The sequence below is a fragment of the Leifsonia poae genome, assembly GCF_020009625.1.
GTDB lineage: Bacteria > Actinomycetota > Actinomycetes > Actinomycetales > Microbacteriaceae > Leifsonia > Leifsonia poae_A.
Window position 1 is genome coordinate 2094567 of record NZ_JAIHLP010000002.1, and the last position, 16346, is coordinate 2110912.

The following is a 16346-nucleotide window of genomic DNA, read 5'->3' on the forward strand; positions in this document are numbered from 1 at the left end:
TCAGGGGCGGGATCGCCGATCAGCGGGGCGGGCTACCGCGCGGGTGCGGGGATCCGCCGCGTCAGCAGGCGCACCCGCTGCTGGGTGAGGAGGATGCCCGCGATCACGATCACCGCACCGGCCGGCTCGTTCCAGCTCAACGTCTCACCGAGCACGAGGATGCCGAGCGCCACGCCCACGACCGGCGTCACGTAGGTCACACCGGAGGTCGCCGTCGGCCCCCACGCGCGCAGCACATTCATGTTCCAGATGTAGACGATGCCGGTGCCGAGCGCTCCGAGGGCGAGGAGGCTCGCCAGCACCGGCCAGCTGAACGTCACGGGCCCCCACGCGACGACCGGAGTGAGCGCCACCATGATCACGGCGGCGATGCCGATGTTCATCACAGCGGTCGATGTGGCGGAGATCTGCCGGTGACTGATGAACCGGCGGATGTACCCGAAGCTGAAGCCGTAGCAGGTGACGGCACCGAGGCAGGCGAGCTGGCCCCACAGGCTGCCGGTGAGGGCGGCGACCCGCCACGGACCGATGACGACGATCACACCCGCGATCCCGACGACCACCCCCAGCACTTGGTCTCGGTTCAGCTTCTCGACGCGGAACGCCACCGTGACGAGGATTGCCGTGGCGATGGGGGTGACCGCATTGTAAATGCTCGCCAGGCTGGACGACACGTACTGCTCCGCCCAGGCGAACAGAAGATAGGGAACGATGCAGTAGCTGATCGCCACGACGGTGAAATGAAGCCAGACGATCGGCTCGCGCGGCAGCCGGCTCCGCGTCGCCACGGCGATGATGCCGAGCGTGATCGCCCCGAAGACCAGGCGCACCCAGACCACCTGACCGAAGCTCACGCCCTCGAGCCCCACCTTCATGAAGAGGAAGCTGGCACCCCAGATGAGCCCCATGGCGATGAACTGAACGGCGACCTTCACATCACGACGCTAGCGGGCGCACCCGACATCCGCTCGCGGCTTTCGGACTCAGGGTATTGTGGCGTCAGAAGGCGAGGGGTCTCCCGAATGGATGTGCTGTCGGTTCTCGCGTGGACCCTGACGATCGTGTGCGTGGTCCTGGCGCTCACCGGGCTCGTGCCCGTCGTCGCGAACTTCGTCGTCTTCCTGATGATCCCGTTCCACGCGTTCATCAACCACTACCGGGACGCGAAGCCGTACCTCCCCCGGGTGGCGATCGTCGTGCCGGCCTGGAACGAGGGCGCGGTGATCGGTGCCTCCATCGACCGGCTGCTGCGGCTCGACTACCCGCGCGACGCTCTGCGCATCGTCGTCGTCGATGACGCGAGCACGGATGCCACGCCCGATGTCGTGCGCGAGTGGCAGGCCCGCTATCCCGACAACGTCATGCTCCTGCGCCGCGAGAAGGGCGGCGAGGGCAAGGCTCACACGCTCAACCACGGCATCCGCGAGATCCTCAAAGACGACTGGATGGAGGCGCTGCTGATCATGGACGCCGACGTCATCTACCTTCCGGACTCGCTGCGGCGGATGACACGCCACCTGGCCGATCCGGCTGTCGGCGCCGTCTCGGCCTATATCCGCGAGGGCAGCGCCGACCGCAACTACCTCACGAAGTTCATCGGCGTGGAGTACGTGCTCTCGCAGCCCGCTTCCCGCCGTGCGCAGAACGTGCTGGGCGCGCAGGCCTGCCTGGCCGGCGGCGCCCAATTGCACTCCCGCGACAACCTCGTCGCCATCGGCGGGCAGATCGACACCTCCTCGCTGGCCGAAGACACCATCACCACCTTCGAGACACAGCTGCACGGTCGCCGGGTCGTCTTCGAACCGCACGCGGAGGTGCTGGCCGAGGAGCCGCGTGCGATCGAGGGTCTGTGGAAGCAGCGGCTGCGCTGGGCGCGTGGGAACGCCACCGTCACCGAGCGCTATCGCAAAGTGTGGTTCCGCCGTTCCGAGAACCACCACCTGGGCGGAGTCATGTTCGGCCTCGAATGGTTCAGCCTGTGGCTGCTCCCGGTGATCATGGTCGCGTCGTCGGTCGGGCTCGTCGGGCTGCTCTTCCTGCACAGCGAGTTCGCGACGACGGTTTTCCGCGTGCTCTGGATCTCAGCGGCCCTGGCCTACCTCTTCGTGCTCATCCTCGGCTCCCTCACCGACCCGCACACCAGCAGGCGCGCGCTCGGACACATCGTGCTCTTCCCCGGGATCGCGAACATGCTCGTGATGCTCACCGCGCTGTTCCCGCCGGTCACCCTGGTGTGGCTGCCCGGGCTGTTCGGCGTGACGCTGAGCGAGCAGGCCCTGTTCGTCATCACGCTCTGCACGTATGTCTGGATCCCGCTATCGATGGTCGTCGCCTGGCTCGCGCGCAAGGCGGAGAGAACCCGCGCCGGTCGCTGGCTCGCACCGACCCTCGTGTACCTGGCCGGCTACGGTTCGCTGCTCTGCGCGATCACCTTCGACTCGTACGTCAAAGAGCTGGCGCATGCCGAAGCCACCTGGGACAAGACCGAGAAGGTCGGCCGGGTCGCCCTCGACTGAGCCGCCCGCCCGACAAAGAGTCGGGCCGGGCATCCGGCCTCAGTCGACGATGGTGAGCTGCACCGGAACGTTGCCCCGGGTGGCGTTCGAATACGGGCACACCAGGTGTGCGGCCTCGGCGAGCTGCTCCGCCTGTTCCCGACCGAGACGCGGGATGTAGACGTCCAGTTCAACAGCGAGCGCGAATCCGCCTTCGCCGTTCGGGCCGATGCCGACGCTCGCCGAGACCGCGGCGTCGGTGGTGTCGAGTTTCTCGCGGCGACCGACCGCATGCACGGCGCTCAGGAAGCAGGCGGCGTAACCGGCGGCGAAGAGCTGTTCGGGGTTGGTTCCCTCACCCGACCCGCCCATCTCTTTGGGCGGGCGCGTGTCGAGGTCGAGCAGATCGTCTTCGCTGCGGACGTGTCCGTCCCGTCCCCCACCTGAAGCGTGTGCGATTGCGGTGTAAGCGATGTCCATGGCCTCAGCCCATACCAGCGATCTGAACGGCGGCTGGGAGCGCGCGGCCAGAGCGGGTGTAGGGCGGCGGTCTCAGCCGCGCGAACCCGACTCCGGCCGCGGCACAGCGAACGGCTGATCCGAGAACTCCTCCAGCAGCGGCCACAGTCGTGCGCCGACGCGCGCGCTGCGTGTCGTGCGGGTGGCGCCGACGACAGCCGGCGCTCCCCGGGTGACCTGCCGGGGGCCGAAGTACTGGCCGCCGACCGCATCCGGGTCGAGTGCGGCGCGCACGACCGGCCAGGCGCCACGGTCTTTGCCCTGCGTCCACCCGGACTGCAGGTTGTCCGCGAACCGCTTGAGTCTCGAGGGCTGGTTCACGCCGCGCACACCCGGCGTGCGGCCCGAGGTCGAATACCCCGGATGCGCGACAAGAGCGGACACCCCGCTGCCCGCCTGCCGCAGCCGGCGGTCGAGCTCGAACCCGAACACCTGCAGGGCGATCTTCGACCGCGCGTACGCCGTCCAGGCGTCGTACGACCCGGACAGCTGCAGATCGTCGAGCGGGAACCGGGCGAGCCGTGTGGCCAGTGAGCCGAGCGAGATCACCCGCGAGTCGGTCGTGCGCTCCAACACCGGCAGGGCGAGCGCCGTGAGCCGGAAGTGGCCGAGCACATTCGTGGCGAGCACCAGCTCGTTGCCATAGGCATCCGTCGCCCGCTTGGACGGGGGATGCACGATTCCGGCGTTGAGGATGAGCAGATCGACCCGCTCACGGTCGAGCAGGGCGGCGGCTGCTTCGTCAACCGAGGCGCGATCGGTCACCTCGAGCGGCATCGCCTCCACGCTCGCGCCCGGAACCCGGCGCCGGATGGCGCTGACCGCGGCCTCCGCACGCTCCGGGTCGCGGCAGGCGAGCACGACATGGGCGCCGGCCCGGGCCAGCTGCTCGCTTGCGAAATACCCGATCCCGGCGTTCGCCCCGGTGACCACCGCTGTCTTGCCCGAGGCGGAGGGCAGGGCGGCCGGGTTCCAGTTCACCGGGTGCTCTCGGTGGCGATCCGCTCGTGGTGGTGGATGACCTCGGCGATGATGAAAGTGAGGAACTTCTCCGCGAACGCCGGGTCGAGGTGGCTCTCCTCGGCCAGCGCCCGCAACCGCTCCACCTGTTCGCGCTCGCGCTGCGGGTCGGCGGCGGGCAGGCCGTATTCCGCCTTCAGCGTTCCGACCTGCTGCGTGAACTTGAAGCGCTCAGCGAGCATGTGTACGAGTGCCGCGTCGATATTGTCGATGCTCTGCCGGATGCTGTGCAGCCGGGCGATCGCCTCGGCCTCGTCTTCGTTCTGACCCATGGAACGACACTAGCCGTTAGAGACTCGGCGAGCGGTCGGCGAGCACGCGGGAGAGCACGGGTCGTGTCGCCGCGAGCCCCAGCCAGACGACCAGGATGCCCGCGGCGAGGCACGCCACGATCATCGCGATGCTCGCGGGCGCCAGCAGCAGGGCGAAACCCGTGAGGGGGAAGATCACGACGGCGGCCGTGAGGGCGGAGCCGATCGCCGTGATCCGGAGCGGGGACATGATGGCGCGGGTGCGCGCCGCGTTCATGGTCTCCTCGGGCATGCCGATCCGGTCGAGACTCACATAGAGCTCTCGGCGGTCGAGCACAGCGGAGGCTTGGTTGACCCCCACGGAGCAGGCGACCATGAGGAACGAAGCGATGACGGTGATGATCACGCCGGTGCGCACATCCGCGTAGAGCTGGAGGGACTCCTGATCGGCCGGCGCGCGGTCGGCCGCGAAGCCGAGCAGCGCGACTCCGACACCCGCGAACACAGCCATGAAGCTCGTCATCGCCACACCCGACACCTGCCGCCAGGCGGCTTTCGGCGACTCGAGGACGCTGCGGGCCGCCAGCAGCCGCGTGACCGTCTTCGCCCGTTTCGCCTGACCCGAAGCGACGAGCCGGATGACCCAGGGTCCGACAAGGTTGAGCACGGCGACGGTGCCGCCGAAGCCGAGGGCGAGCACGGCGAGGATCACGCCGAACCCGTCGGCGAGGCTCAGCGCGCTCATGGCCAGGAACGTGACCACGACCACCGCGGCACCGATGGCGAACCGCACCCAGTGCATCCGCGGCGCCACCTGTTTCGTGCGCACGCCGAGCGGTGTGACGATCACGCTCCGCAGCCCGACGATCGCGCTGACGGCGGCGAGCCCGGCGATCGCCAGCACGGCCAGCACGAGGAGCACCGGATGCAGGAAGACCGCGGCGGCGCCGAGCGGGGCGCCCCGGAACGGGATGAGTCCGACGAGCGGAACGGCTGCGAAGTAGACGACGACGCCCGCGAGCGCGCCGACCACCGCCGTCACAGTCGACTCGATCACGGTGAGAGCGCCGACCATCCCGGGCGTCGCCCCGAGCAGCCGAAGGCTCGCGAGCCGGTCGTCGCGTCGGCGGGCGGAGAGACGGGCGGCCGAGCCGCCCAGCGCGACGAGCGGCACGACGAGCAGGGCCAGAGCGACGACGGCGAGCAGTTGGTAGAGGAAGACGGTGTCGCCTCGCCAGGAGAAGAACGCCTGCGCCCCGCCGCTGACGATGAGCAGCAGGGCGGTGACGACCGCGAACGCGACCACGGGGAGCACGATCGTCGAGCGGTCGGCGGCGGCACGGCGGGAGAGCAGCCACGCGATCCGCAGCGTGGTCACGCGGTCACCGCCTCGTCGACGATGCGGCCGTCCGCGAGCTGAAGCACGCGCGAGCAGCGGGCGGCGACGCCCTCGTCATGCGTCACGACCACGAGGGAACGGCCACGGCCGATGGTGGAGCCGATCAGCGCATCCATCACCTCGGCCGAGGTGTGCGAGTCGAGGGCTCCGGTCGGCTCGTCGGCGAAGACGATGGATGCGCCGGTCACCTGGGCGCGCGCGATCGCGACGCGCTGGGCCTGGCCGCCCGAGAGCTGGCCGATCCTCCTGGACTCGAAACCGGCCAATCCGAGCGCGGCCAGCCAGCCGGCCGCGTCGTGCTCGGCGATCGGCCGGGCGACGCCGCCGAGCATCAGCGGCAGGGCCACGTTCTCCACGGCCGTGAGCTCGGGCAGCAGGAACCCTTGCTGGAAGACGAAGCCGAACGCCTCCCGCCGCAGCCGCGAGCGCTCCTTCTCGCTGAGCTGGACGATGCTCACCGGTCCGCTCGCCAGGGCGAGATCGATGGAACCGGCGTCGGGTCGGATGATCCCGGCGAGGCAGTGCAGCAGGGTGGTCTTGCCGGAACCGGATGCACCCATGATCGCGACCGACTCCCCGGCGGCGACACGGAAGTCGACACCGGCGAGGGCGACGGCCGCACCGTAGGTCTTGGTGAGGGCGACAGCGGACAGCACGGGCGGAGGGGCAACAGAAGTCATGACCCCATGCTCGCCAGACGGGCGGGGCCGGCACATCCGCCCTCCGCGCCATCCTTGCCGACTCGCGTCATCCTTGCGACGGAGACGAAACCGGGCCAGGCGGCCCTCGACGACGGCCGAGGTGGCGGATACGGTGGGTCAGTGACCCAGAAACATCGCACCATTCCCGCCGACGCCGATTCCGCCCGGGCCCTCGCCGAAACCGGCCTGCGGCTCGCCGTCGTCAGTCCCGACGACGACGCAGACCTCGACAACTGGATTCGGGCCGACTTCCGCGGCTTCCTCGGCGAGCACCCCAAGCCGGAGGTGCTGGCCGAGTCGCGCGGCTACTTCCGCGACAATCGCAATACGGCGGTGTACGACGATGCGATCCCCTCGGCAGAGGCGCCAGTCGGCACTCTCGGCGCCTGGGCCGACCCGCTCACGGTTCCCGGCGGCGCCCGGGTCGATGCCTGGGCGATCAGTTCGGTGACGGTCGCTCCGACGCATCGCCGGCGCGGCATCGCCCGCGCCCTGCTCACCGGCGAGCTGCGCACCGCGAACGCCCTCGGGCTTCCGCTGGCCATCCTCACCGTCTCCGAATCGGTGATCTACGGCCGCTGGGGGTTCGGTCCGGCCACGTTCGCGAGCGAATGGCGCGTCGACACGAAGCGGGTGAGCTGGGGCGGGGCGGAGACGACCGGTCGGCTCTCCTTCACCGAGCCGGAGGCCTACCGCGAGACCGGCCGCGCCGTGCTCGACCGGGTGATGGCGGGACGGGCGGGCGAAATCGGCCTCAGCCGGTACCACGCCGACCGGCTGATCGGACCGCTCAAGGGGAGCGTCGACGCCGACAAGTACCGCCTGGTGCGCTACGACTCTCCGGCCGGCGAGCCTGAAGGTTTCGTCAGCTATGTCGTGAAAGACACCGCCGACTTCGTCAAGCACACCGTGGAGGTCGTGCACCTCGCTGCCGCGACCGACGCCGCCCTCACAGCGCTCTGGCGCTACCTGATAGACCTCGACCTCGTCTCGGAGGTGCATGTCAGCACGCGCGGGGTCGACGAGCCGCTGCCCTTCCTCGTCTCGGATGTGCGCGGTGCCGCGGTCGCCGGCATCGAAGATCATCTGTGGCTGCGCATCCTCGATGTGCCCGCCGCCCTGACCGCACGCACCTACGAGCGCGACGGCGAGCTCGTGCTCGACATCACCGACAAGCTCGGCTTCGCCTCCGGCCGCTACCGTCTGAGCGTCGACGACGGTGTCGCCCGTGTGACCCCGACCGACGACGCCCCCGACGTGACGCTCCCGGTCGCCTCACTCGGCAGCGTGTATCTCGGCCACGACGCGGCACGCGGTCTCGCCGTCGCCGGCCGGATCGCGGGCGACGCGAATGCGCTCGACCGTCTGTTCCGCACGGCGGTTCCCCCGCGCCTCAGCACCTGGTTCTGAGCGGGCGGGAACTAGTCCACCAGATCGTGGCGGGAGATGATCTCGTCGCGAGCAGGCCCGACGCCGATCGCCGAGATGCGGGCGCCGGAAAGCCGCTCGAGGGCGAGCACGTAGTCTTGGGCGTTCTGCGGCAGGTCTTCGAAGGAGCGGCAGCCGCTGATGTCCTCGGTCCAGCCGGGGAACTCTTCGTAGATCGGCACCGCGTGGTGGAAGTCGCTCTGCGACGCGGGCACCTCGTCGTGGCGCACTCCGTCGACGTCGTAGGCGACGCAGACCGGGATGCGCTCGATGCCGGTGAGCGTGTCGAGCTTGGTGAGCACGAAATCGGTGACGCCGTTGATTCGTGCCGTGTAGCGCGCGATCGGGGCGTCGTACCATCCGGTGCGGCGCGGGCGACCCGTCGTGGTGCCGAACTCGAAGCCACGCTCACGCAGAAACTCGCCCCACTCGTCGAACAGTTCGGTCGGGAAGGGGCCGGCTCCGACGCGGGTCGTGTACGCCTTGACGATGCCGATGACCCGGTCGATGCGGTTCGGGCCGATGCCCGACCCGGTGGCGGCCCCGCCCGAGGTGGAGTTCGAGGAGGTGACGAACGGGTAGGTGCCGTGGTCCACGTCGAGCATGGTGGCCTGGCCGCCCTCGAAGAGCACGTACTGGCCGGCCACGAGCGCCTCGTGCAGCAGCAGGCTGGAGTCGACGACCATCGGGCGCAGGCGTTCGGCGTAGCGCAGCAGGTCGTCGACGACCTCGTCGACCGAGATCGCACGTCGGTTGTAGATCTTCACCAGCAGGTGGTTCTTCTGGTCGAGCGCACCCTCGACCTTCTGACGCAGGATGTTCTCGTCGAAGAGGTCTTGGATGCGGATGCCGACGCGGTTGATCTTGTCGGCGTAGGTCGGGCCGATGCCGCGCCCGGTCGTGCCGATCTGGCGCTTGCCGAGGAACCGCTCGGTCACCTTGTCGATGGTGCGGTGGTACTGGGTGATCACATGGGCGTTCGAGCTGACCTTGAGGCGCGAGACGTCGACGCCGCGGGCGATGAGCGCATCCAGTTCTTCGAACAGCACCTCGATGTCGACGACGACACCGTTCGCGATCACCGGCGTGACGCCCTCGGTCAGGATGCCGGAGGGCAGCAGGTGCAGCGCGTACTTCTCGTTGCCGACCACGACGGTGTGGCCGGCGTTGTTGCCGCCGTTGAACTTGACGACGTAGTCGATGCGGCTGCCGAGGAGGTCGGTGGCTTTGCCTTTGCCTTCGTCGCCCCACTGGGCGCCGATGATCACAATCGCGGGCACTTTTCAGTCCTCTCGATGGGGGATGGAGTGCGCCGGGCGGCCGGGGCCTGACTACCGTCGCACTCGATCCTATCGCGCCACTATCTTGCACAGCGATGTGCAAGATAGTACGATGGTGCCGTGCCCACGACCTCGACTCCACCGCCGCCCCGCGCGCCGCGACGCGACGCCGCCGAGAACCGCGAAGCCATCCTCGTGGCCGCGGCCGCCGAACTCAACGAAGACATCGACGCCTCACTCGAGGCGATCGCCAACCGCGCCGGCCTCAGCCGGCGGGCGATCTACGGGCACTTCGCCACCCGCGACGACCTGCTCGTCGCCGTGTTCACCCGCGGCGCCGCCCGCCTGGCCGCCCTGCTCGAGCCGGTGTCGCATCGGGACGCCCGGGTGGAGATCGCGCTCTTCGGCGCCACTCTCTGGGCCGAGGTCGAACATGTGCGCGTCGCGGCCGAGCTCGCCGTGCGCGGTCCGTACCGCGAACAGGTCGGCGACGCCCTCGAACCGGCGCGACGACGCCTGCGCCGAACACTGGAACGCGGCATCGTCGCGGGACAGGTGCGGGAAGACATCGACCTCGGCACGCTGTCGCGGCTGGTCGAGAACGCCGCCGTCTCCGTGCTCGACGAGGCGACCCGCACCGGGCTCTCCCGCGAGGCCGGGCACCGGCTCGTCATGCTCGCCGGGCTGAGCGCCGCCGGGCTCGGCTGGCGCGAGGCGGATACGCTGATCGCGCAGGCTCCAGAACTCGCCTTCGAGGAGGCCTCCGCATGAAGATCGTTCTCGACCAGGTCGCCAAGGGCGCGCACAATGCGGCGCTTCCCCCACCTCCGCCGCCTTCCAGACCGGTGAGGTCACCCTGGCACGGGCCGAGACCGAGCAACGCCCGACCGTGCTCGGGCTCATCGCATCCGGCCGGATGCGCCCCGACTCCGGCACCGTCACCATCGACGGCGACACCGACTTCCGGGCGATGCGCCGTCGCATCGCCCTGATCGACGCCCCGGATGTGTGCGAGCCGGCCGCCGATGTCACCGTGGCCGGCATCGTGGCCGAGGAGCTCATGTTCGCCGGCCGCCGCTCCAACCCGATCGCGGTGAACCGCGCACTCGGCGAATTCGGCGTCTCCAAGTGGGCCCGCTTCGCGATCGGAACCATCCCGCCCACAGTGCGGATCGGTCTGCTGATCGAACTCGCCCTGCTGCGCAGAGGCGTGGAAGGCCTGGTCATCACGTCGCCCGACCGGCACGGCGGCGACCCGAACGAATGGTGGGACCTGGCGCGCCGCGTCGCCGCCCGCGACATCGCCATCCTCATCGTCGCCGGAGACGCCTCGGCCGCGGCCATCGCGGGCGCCGCCCTCGTCGCCCGCATCGACGAGGTGACGACACCGGACCACGCCGACGACACCTTCGACGAAGACCCGGCCCGAGACGACACCGACGAGGTTCCCGATCAGATCGTGGCGCCGGCCACGTTCGATACCGGAGAGCCCCTGCGCGCCGCTGCCCTGCCGCTCACAGGCCCCGATGGCGCCGATGGCGCCGGCGAACCCGACGGCATCCCGACGTTCCGCAAGCCCGACGCCCAGGAGGGCATCGAATGAAGATCCCGCAGATGATCGCGGCGGAGTTCCGCCGGCTCACCGCCAGCCCGATGTCGATCGTGGCGCTCATCGCCCTGATGTGCGTTCCCGTGCTCTACGGCGGCCTGTACCTCTGGGCCAACCAGAACCCGTACGCGAACCTCAACAAGATCCCCGCGGCCATCGTGGTCGACGACACGGGCGCGACCGTCGACGGCACGACGACGAACTTCGGCGACGAGGTGGCCGACGAACTCATCAAAGACGGCTCCTTCGACTGGCATCGCGTGACGACCGGGTCCGCCGCCTCCGGGGTCGACAACTCGAAGTTCGACTTCAGCATCACGTTCCCGGCCGACTTCTCCGACGCGCTCGCCTCAGCATCCGGAACAGCCCCCCGTCAGGCCAAGGTCACCCTGACCACCAACGACGCCAACAGCTACCTCGCCTCGACCATCGGAACGCAGGCCGCGGAGAAGATCCGCGCCTCCATCGTGAAGAAGGTCAACCAGCAGGCGGCGGCCCAGTTCCTGCTCGGTCTCTCCGACATCCGGGGCAACCTCGTGACCGCCGTGGACGGCGCGGGTCAGCTGGTGGCCGGCAGCACGACCGCGCAAACGGGCGCGGCGACACTCGCCGACGGCACCGCCCAGCTCGCCACCGGCACCAAGCAGCTGAACGGCGCCCTCGAGCAGCTGTCCAGCGGCGCGGCGACGCTGCGCGACGGCGCGGCGAAGGTGGCGAGCGGCAACGACACGCTGGCCGCGCTGGCATCGGACGCCGGAACGAAGGCCGCCGATGCGGCAGCCCAGCTTCCCGCCGTTCGTCAGGCGATCGTCGACCAGATGACGGCTGCCGGCGCCAGCACGACCGAGATCGACCTCGTGCTGAGCAAACTCGACCCGCTCGGCGACAAGCTGGTCGCCGGAAACGACAAGGTGCAGGGCCTCGTCGCGCAGGTGAACGAACTCGCCGCGGGCGCCGACCAGGTGGCCTCGGGGTCGAGTCAGCTCGCCACCGGCGCCTCCCAGGCGGCCGCCGGATCGGCGCAGCTCACCGCCGGCGCCTCCCAGGCCGCGAGCGGTTCTGCCCAGCTGCGCGACGGCCTCACGACCCTGAAAGACGGCACGGCGAAGCTGCAGAACGGCCTCAAAGACGGTGTCGCGCAGATCCCGGACAACTCACCCGCGCTGCAGGCGAAACAGGCGGCCACCATCGCCGACCCCGTGAACCTCAAGAACGACTCGATCACCTCCGCCGGAACCTACGGCGCCGGCCTCGCCCCCTTCTTCGTCGCGCTGGCAGCCTGGATCGGCATCTACGCCCTGTTCCTCATCGTGAAACCGGTGTCACGCCGCGCCATCACGGCCCTGCACTCGCCGATCAAGATCACTCTCGCCGGCTGGCTGACCCCCGGTCTGCTCGGCGCCATCCAGATGGTGGGGCTGTTCGCCGTCGTCGCGGGTGCGCTGCAGTTCAGCATCCACAATCCGCTCGGGATGTTCGGGCTGATGGCAGTCTCGTCCCTCACCTTCGCCGCGATCATCCTGGCCCTCAATGTGTGGCTCGGCAGTGTCGGGCAGTTCCTCGGGCTCGTTCTGATGGTGCTGCAATTGGTGACCGCCGGTGGAACGTTCCCCTGGCAGACGCTCCCCGGGCCGCTGGCGGCACTGCACCATGTGCTGCCCATGTCGTACGCGGTCGACGGGATGCGCCAGCTCATGTACGGCGGCAATCCGGCCACCGCCTGGGCCGACGCCGGCGTATTGGCCCTGTGGATGCTGATCGCGCTGCTCGTCGCCGCCATCGGGGTGACGCGGATGACCCACTTCCGCACCCTGCGCGACCTGCGCCCGAGCCTGATCGGCTGAGGCGCGGGCGCCGTCATCCGTGCCCGGTAGGGTGACCGTCGTGAACGATCCGTTGCGCATCCTGCACCTCTCCGACACCCACCTGTTCGGCGACGGGAGCCTCCACTACGGCGTCGTCGATACGCTCGCCGCGCTGGACAGGGTTCTCGACCGTGCCGCCGCCCTGGACGCGGTCGACGCTGTCGTCGTCTCCGGCGACCTCTCAGACGACGGCAGCCCCGAGTCGTACCAGCTGCTCGCCGACCGACTCGCCCCCTGGGCGGCCGGGCGCGGCGCGCAGGTCGTGCCGGCGATGGGCAACCACGACGACGCTGCGGCGTTCGAGCGGGTGCTCGGCGACCGGGAACGGACGGTCGGGATCCGCGGCTTCCGCATCGTGACCGTCGACAGCACCATCCCCGGTGCCGGCTACGGTCGCGTCGAGGGCGCGCGACTCGACCGGCTCGCGGAGGCCCTGGCCGAGCCCGCCCCGAACGGCACCGTCGTCGTGCTCCACCACCCGCCCGTCCCACCGACGACCCGGCTGTTCGATTCGCTGCGCTTCGTCGACCCGGCGCCGTTCCTCGCGGTGTGCGCGGCGGCCGACGTCCGCGTCGTCCTGGCCGGGCACTTCCATCACGCCCTCGCGACGACGGCCGGCCCTCACGCGGTCCCCGTCGTGGTGTCGCCCGCCGTCGCCAACACCGTCGATGTGCTGGCACCGCGCGGGCACGACGTCGGCGTGCGCGGTTCCGGGTTCACCCTCCTGCAGCTTCCCGCGACCGGCCCCGTTCGGGCACACGCCGTGACAGCACCGCACCCCCACGACGGTGCCATCGTGTACGACCTCGACGGCTCGGACATCGGCCGGATCGCCGCCGTGACCGGATGGAGAGGAGAGAACCGATGACAGCGACACCGCCCAGCCGGTCGGCGACCCCGCTGGCGAAGAAGCTCGGCGCGAAACCGGGGATGACGGTGCAGTTGCTGCACGCGGATGCCGGCTGGCGCATCCCACCGGACGGCCTGCCCGACGACCTCACCTGGCTTCCGGACGGCGACGACTCCCCGGCCGACCTCATCGTGGCGTTCTTCCGCGCGACCGCCGACCTGCTCGCCGAACTCGACGCGCTCGGTCCGCGCATCCACCCCGCCGGGATGCTCTGGCTCGCCTGGCCGCGCAAGGCGGCCGGTCGCCTCAGCGACCTCTCCGACTCGGTGGTGCGCGCCGCCGGTCTCGATCGTGGTCTCGTCGACGTGAAGGTCGCCGCCCTCGACCAGGACTGGTCCTCCCTCAAATTCGTCTGGCGCCTCACCTCCCGCTGAGCCGCCCTAACCCCTCCCCGCCGTGCCCTGCCCTGCCGTGCCCTTCCCCAGCAGCCGAGTCCACGAATTGTTCGCGGACTCGGCGGGGCGGGAGCGTCAGCGCGGCAGGTCAGGCGAAGGGAACATGCTGGAGGATCCAGGCGTGCATCGCCACGGCCGCAGCCGCGGACGCGTTGATCGAACGGGTGGAACCGAACTGCGAGATCTCGACCACCGCGTCCGCCGCCGCCAGCGCCTCCTCCGACAGCCCCGGGCCCTCCTGCCCGAACAGCAGCACGCAATCGCGCGGAAAGGTGAACGTCTCGATGATGACCGAACCGGGAACATTGTCGATCGCGATGATCGGCAGCCGCGCGTCCCGGGCCCAGGCGACGAACGCGGCGACGTCCTCGTGGTGGTCGACGTGCTGGTAGCGGTCGGTGACCATCGCACCGCGCTTGTTCCAGCGACGGCGGCCGATGATGTGCACCGTGTCGGCGGCGAACGCGTTCGCGCTGCGCACGATCGAGCCGATGTTCATATCGTGCTGCCAGTTCTCGATGGCGACATGGAACGGATGCCGCCTCTCATCGAGGTCGGCGACGATGGCCTCCATGCGCCAGTACCGGTAGCGGTCGATCACATTGCGGGTGTCGCCGTGTCGCAGGAGGTCCGGGTCGAAGTGCCCCTCCTCGGGCCACGCACCCAGCCACGGTCCGACCCCATTGGTGCTGAGCTCGGGTGTCGCCGCCGCGGCACCGGATGCGGGCTCGCCCGACCCGAGCGGGCTCGACTCGGCCTCGGCCGGCCTCTCGGGGGTGCTGTCCATCCGTTCAGCGTAACCGGAGGCGAAGTCACAGGATGCGCGCCGCCGCGTGTGACAGATTGATCCGGTGACAGCCCAGAAGACCGAGAGGACCCGCCGACGGCGAACCCGCTGGTGGCTCGCCGGAGGCGCCGTCGGCACAGCCGTTCTCGCGGCCGGCGTGTGCGCCGTGCTCATCGCCACAGGCATCCTCTGGCCCAATCGGATCTTCGCGAGCACGTACCCGGTGCGCGGTGCCGACGTCTCCACGTACCAAGGGGCGATCGATTGGCCCGTCCTCGCGAAGCAAGACCTCGACTTCGCGATCCTCAAAGCAACTGAGGGGTCGACCGACAAGGATTCCCGCTTCGACCAGAACTGGGCCGAAGCACGGAAGACGCCCCTGATCGTCGGCGCCTACCATTTCTTCAGTTTCGACAGCTCGGGCGCCGCGCAGGCAAGGAACATCATCCGCACGGTCCCGGCGGAGGCGGGCACCCTTCCGGTGACGGTCGACCTCGAGTTCTACGGCGCGTATCTCGCGAAGCCTCCGAGCGTGGAGCGGGTTCGCAGCATCCTCGACCCGCTGCTCACGGCGCTGCGAACGCACTACGGTGTGCCCGCGATCATCTACGCCACGCCGGACGTCTACGACCGGTACCTCCGCGGGAGCTACACGGACAACCCGCTCTGGATCCGGTCCGTCGCCCTCCCGCCCGAACTGCCGGACGGGCGCGACTGGACGTTCTGGCAGTACTCGGACCGGGAACGCCTCGCCGGGTACGCCGGAGAGGACGGCGACGAGCCCTACCTCGACATGAACGTCTTCTCGGGATCCATGGAGGCGCTCGAAACGCTGCGGCAATCGGGCACACAATAGGCTGTACCCGTCGAAAGGGGTTTGCGTGGCGCGACGCGACGAGATCGAATGCTGGCTCACAGACATGGACGGAGTGCTCGTCCATGAGAACCACGCCCTGCCGGGGGCGGCCGACCTGATCCAACAGTGGCGGGACCAGGGCACACCGTTCCTGGTGCTCACCAACAACTCGATCTTCACCCCGCGCGACCTCGCCGCCCGGCTCCGCGCATCCGGTCTGGATGTGCCGGAGGAGTCGATCTGGACCTCCGCCCTGGCCACTGCCGACTTCCTCAAGTCGCAGATGCCCGGCGGCAGCGCCTTCGTGATCGGCGAAGCCGGCATCACCACCGCGCTGCACGAGGCGGGCTTCATCATGACCGACACCGACCCCGACTATGTGGTCGTCGGCGAGACCCGCAGCTACTCGTTCGACGCGATCACAAAGGCCGTTCGCCTGATCGGCAAGGGGGCGCGGTTCATCGCCACAAACCCCGATGCGACCGGCCCGAGCGCCGAAGGCCCCCTCCCGGCCACCGGTGCCATCACCGCGATGATCACCAAGGCCACCGGCATGGAGCCGTACGTCGTCGGCAAGCCGAACCCCATGATGTTCCGCTCGGCGATGAACCGCATCGGCGCCCACTCCGAGAACACCGCGATGGTGGGCGACCGCATGGACACCGACATCGTGGCCGGCATCGAGGCGGGGCTGCACACGATCCTCGTCCTCACCGGCATCAGCGACAAGAGCGAGATCGAACGCTTCCCGTTCCGGCCCGACGAGATCGTCGACGGCGTCGCCGACCTGGTCACCCGCGAGCCCGTCGAGTCAGACCTCTAACCCCCCCC

The 16346-nt window shown here is 69.6% G+C and carries 17 protein-coding genes; 9 read left to right on the plus strand and 8 right to left on the minus strand.

The features are described 5' to 3' along the window. Positions 1 to 32: 32 nt before the first annotated feature. Positions 33 to 935 (minus strand): DMT family transporter, encoded by a 903-nt coding sequence (locus K5L49_RS10640; RefSeq protein WP_223692614.1) that lies wholly within the window; start codon positions 933 to 935, stop codon positions 33 to 35. Positions 936 to 1022: 87 nt separating this feature from the next. On the opposite strand from K5L49_RS10640, the gene K5L49_RS10645 reads away from it, so the two are divergent. Next, positions 1023 to 2516 (plus strand): glycosyltransferase family 2 protein, encoded by a 1494-nt coding sequence (locus K5L49_RS10645; RefSeq protein WP_223692616.1) that lies wholly within the window; start codon positions 1023 to 1025, stop codon positions 2514 to 2516. A gap of 39 nt (positions 2517 to 2555) precedes the next feature. On the opposite strand, the gene K5L49_RS10650 is transcribed toward K5L49_RS10645, so the two are convergent. From K5L49_RS10650 to K5L49_RS10670, 5 genes are all read right to left on the minus strand, one after another. Beyond that, on the minus strand, positions 2556 to 2975 hold the full coding sequence (locus K5L49_RS10650; protein ID WP_223692617.1) for an organic hydroperoxide resistance protein: 420 nt from the start codon (positions 2973 to 2975) through the stop codon (positions 2556 to 2558). 72 nt (positions 2976 to 3047) lie between these two features. Then, positions 3048 to 3995, minus strand: coding sequence for an SDR family NAD(P)-dependent oxidoreductase (locus K5L49_RS10655; protein WP_223692618.1), 948 nt, complete (start codon positions 3993 to 3995; stop codon positions 3048 to 3050). After that, complete coding sequence (locus K5L49_RS10660) at positions 3992 to 4306, minus strand: chorismate mutase (RefSeq protein ID WP_223692619.1); 315 nt, start codon at positions 4304 to 4306, stop codon at positions 3992 to 3994. Before K5L49_RS10660 ends, K5L49_RS10655 begins: the two co-directional genes overlap by 4 nt. A 16-nt stretch (positions 4307 to 4322) precedes the next feature. Next, positions 4323 to 5663, minus strand: coding sequence for an FtsX-like permease family protein (locus tag K5L49_RS10665; RefSeq protein ID WP_223692620.1), 1341 nt, complete (start codon positions 5661 to 5663; stop codon positions 4323 to 4325). After that, positions 5660 to 6364, minus strand: a complete 705-nt coding sequence (locus K5L49_RS10670; RefSeq protein WP_223692621.1) for an ABC transporter ATP-binding protein — start codon at positions 6362 to 6364, stop codon at positions 5660 to 5662. The genes K5L49_RS10665 and K5L49_RS10670 overlap by 4 nt, the downstream gene beginning before the upstream one ends. Before the next feature lie 141 nt (positions 6365 to 6505). On the opposite strand from K5L49_RS10670, the gene K5L49_RS10675 reads away from it, so the two are divergent. After that, entirely contained in the window at positions 6506 to 7795 is a 1290-nt protein-coding gene (locus tag K5L49_RS10675) for a GNAT family N-acetyltransferase (RefSeq protein WP_223692622.1), read from the plus strand. 11 nt (positions 7796 to 7806) lie between these two features. Here the strand turns inward: K5L49_RS10675 and K5L49_RS10680 are convergent, their stop codons facing one another. Next, entirely contained in the window at positions 7807 to 9093 is a 1287-nt protein-coding gene (locus K5L49_RS10680; protein ID WP_223692623.1) for an adenylosuccinate synthase, read from the minus strand. Between the two features lie 120 nt (positions 9094 to 9213). Here K5L49_RS10680 and K5L49_RS10685 point away from each other — a divergent pair, with 120 nt between their 5' ends. The 5 genes from K5L49_RS10685 (at position 9214) to K5L49_RS10705 (ending at position 13851) form a co-directional block, all read left to right on the plus strand. After that, positions 9214 to 9864, plus strand: a complete 651-nt coding sequence (locus K5L49_RS10685; RefSeq protein WP_223692625.1) for a TetR/AcrR family transcriptional regulator — start codon at positions 9214 to 9216, stop codon at positions 9862 to 9864. A 118-nt stretch (positions 9865 to 9982) separates the two neighbouring features. After that, positions 9983 to 10696 carry a hypothetical protein gene (locus tag K5L49_RS10690; protein WP_223692627.1) on the plus strand — a complete coding sequence of 238 codons (714 nt, stop codon included), beginning with the start codon at positions 9983 to 9985 and terminating at the stop codon, positions 10694 to 10696. Continuing rightward, positions 10693 to 12546, plus strand: a complete 1854-nt coding sequence (locus K5L49_RS10695; RefSeq protein WP_223692628.1) for a YhgE/Pip domain-containing protein — start codon at positions 10693 to 10695, stop codon at positions 12544 to 12546. The genes K5L49_RS10690 and K5L49_RS10695 overlap by 4 nt, the downstream gene beginning before the upstream one ends. Before the next feature lie 40 nt (positions 12547 to 12586). Continuing rightward, complete coding sequence (locus tag K5L49_RS10700; protein WP_223692629.1) at positions 12587 to 13435, plus strand: metallophosphoesterase; 849 nt, start codon at positions 12587 to 12589, stop codon at positions 13433 to 13435. Continuing rightward, a complete protein-coding gene (locus K5L49_RS10705) occupies positions 13432 to 13851 on the plus strand; it encodes a DUF3052 domain-containing protein (RefSeq protein ID WP_223692630.1) in 420 nt (139 codons plus the stop codon). Before K5L49_RS10700 ends, K5L49_RS10705 begins: the two co-directional genes overlap by 4 nt. A 109-nt stretch (positions 13852 to 13960) precedes the next feature. Here the strand turns inward: K5L49_RS10705 and K5L49_RS10710 are convergent, their stop codons facing one another. Next, positions 13961 to 14659 (minus strand): TrmH family RNA methyltransferase, encoded by a 699-nt coding sequence (locus K5L49_RS10710; RefSeq protein WP_223692631.1) that lies wholly within the window; start codon positions 14657 to 14659, stop codon positions 13961 to 13963. 64 nt (positions 14660 to 14723) lie between these two features. Between K5L49_RS10710 and K5L49_RS10715 the strand changes: the two genes are divergently transcribed. Together K5L49_RS10715 and K5L49_RS10720 are read left to right on the plus strand one after the other, a co-directional pair. Continuing rightward, entirely contained in the window at positions 14724 to 15515 is a 792-nt protein-coding gene (locus K5L49_RS10715) for a GH25 family lysozyme (protein WP_223692632.1), read from the plus strand. Between the two features lie 25 nt (positions 15516 to 15540). Then, positions 15541 to 16338, plus strand: a complete 798-nt coding sequence (locus tag K5L49_RS10720; protein WP_223692633.1) for an HAD-IIA family hydrolase — start codon at positions 15541 to 15543, stop codon at positions 16336 to 16338. Positions 16339 to 16346: the final 8 nt, after the last annotated feature.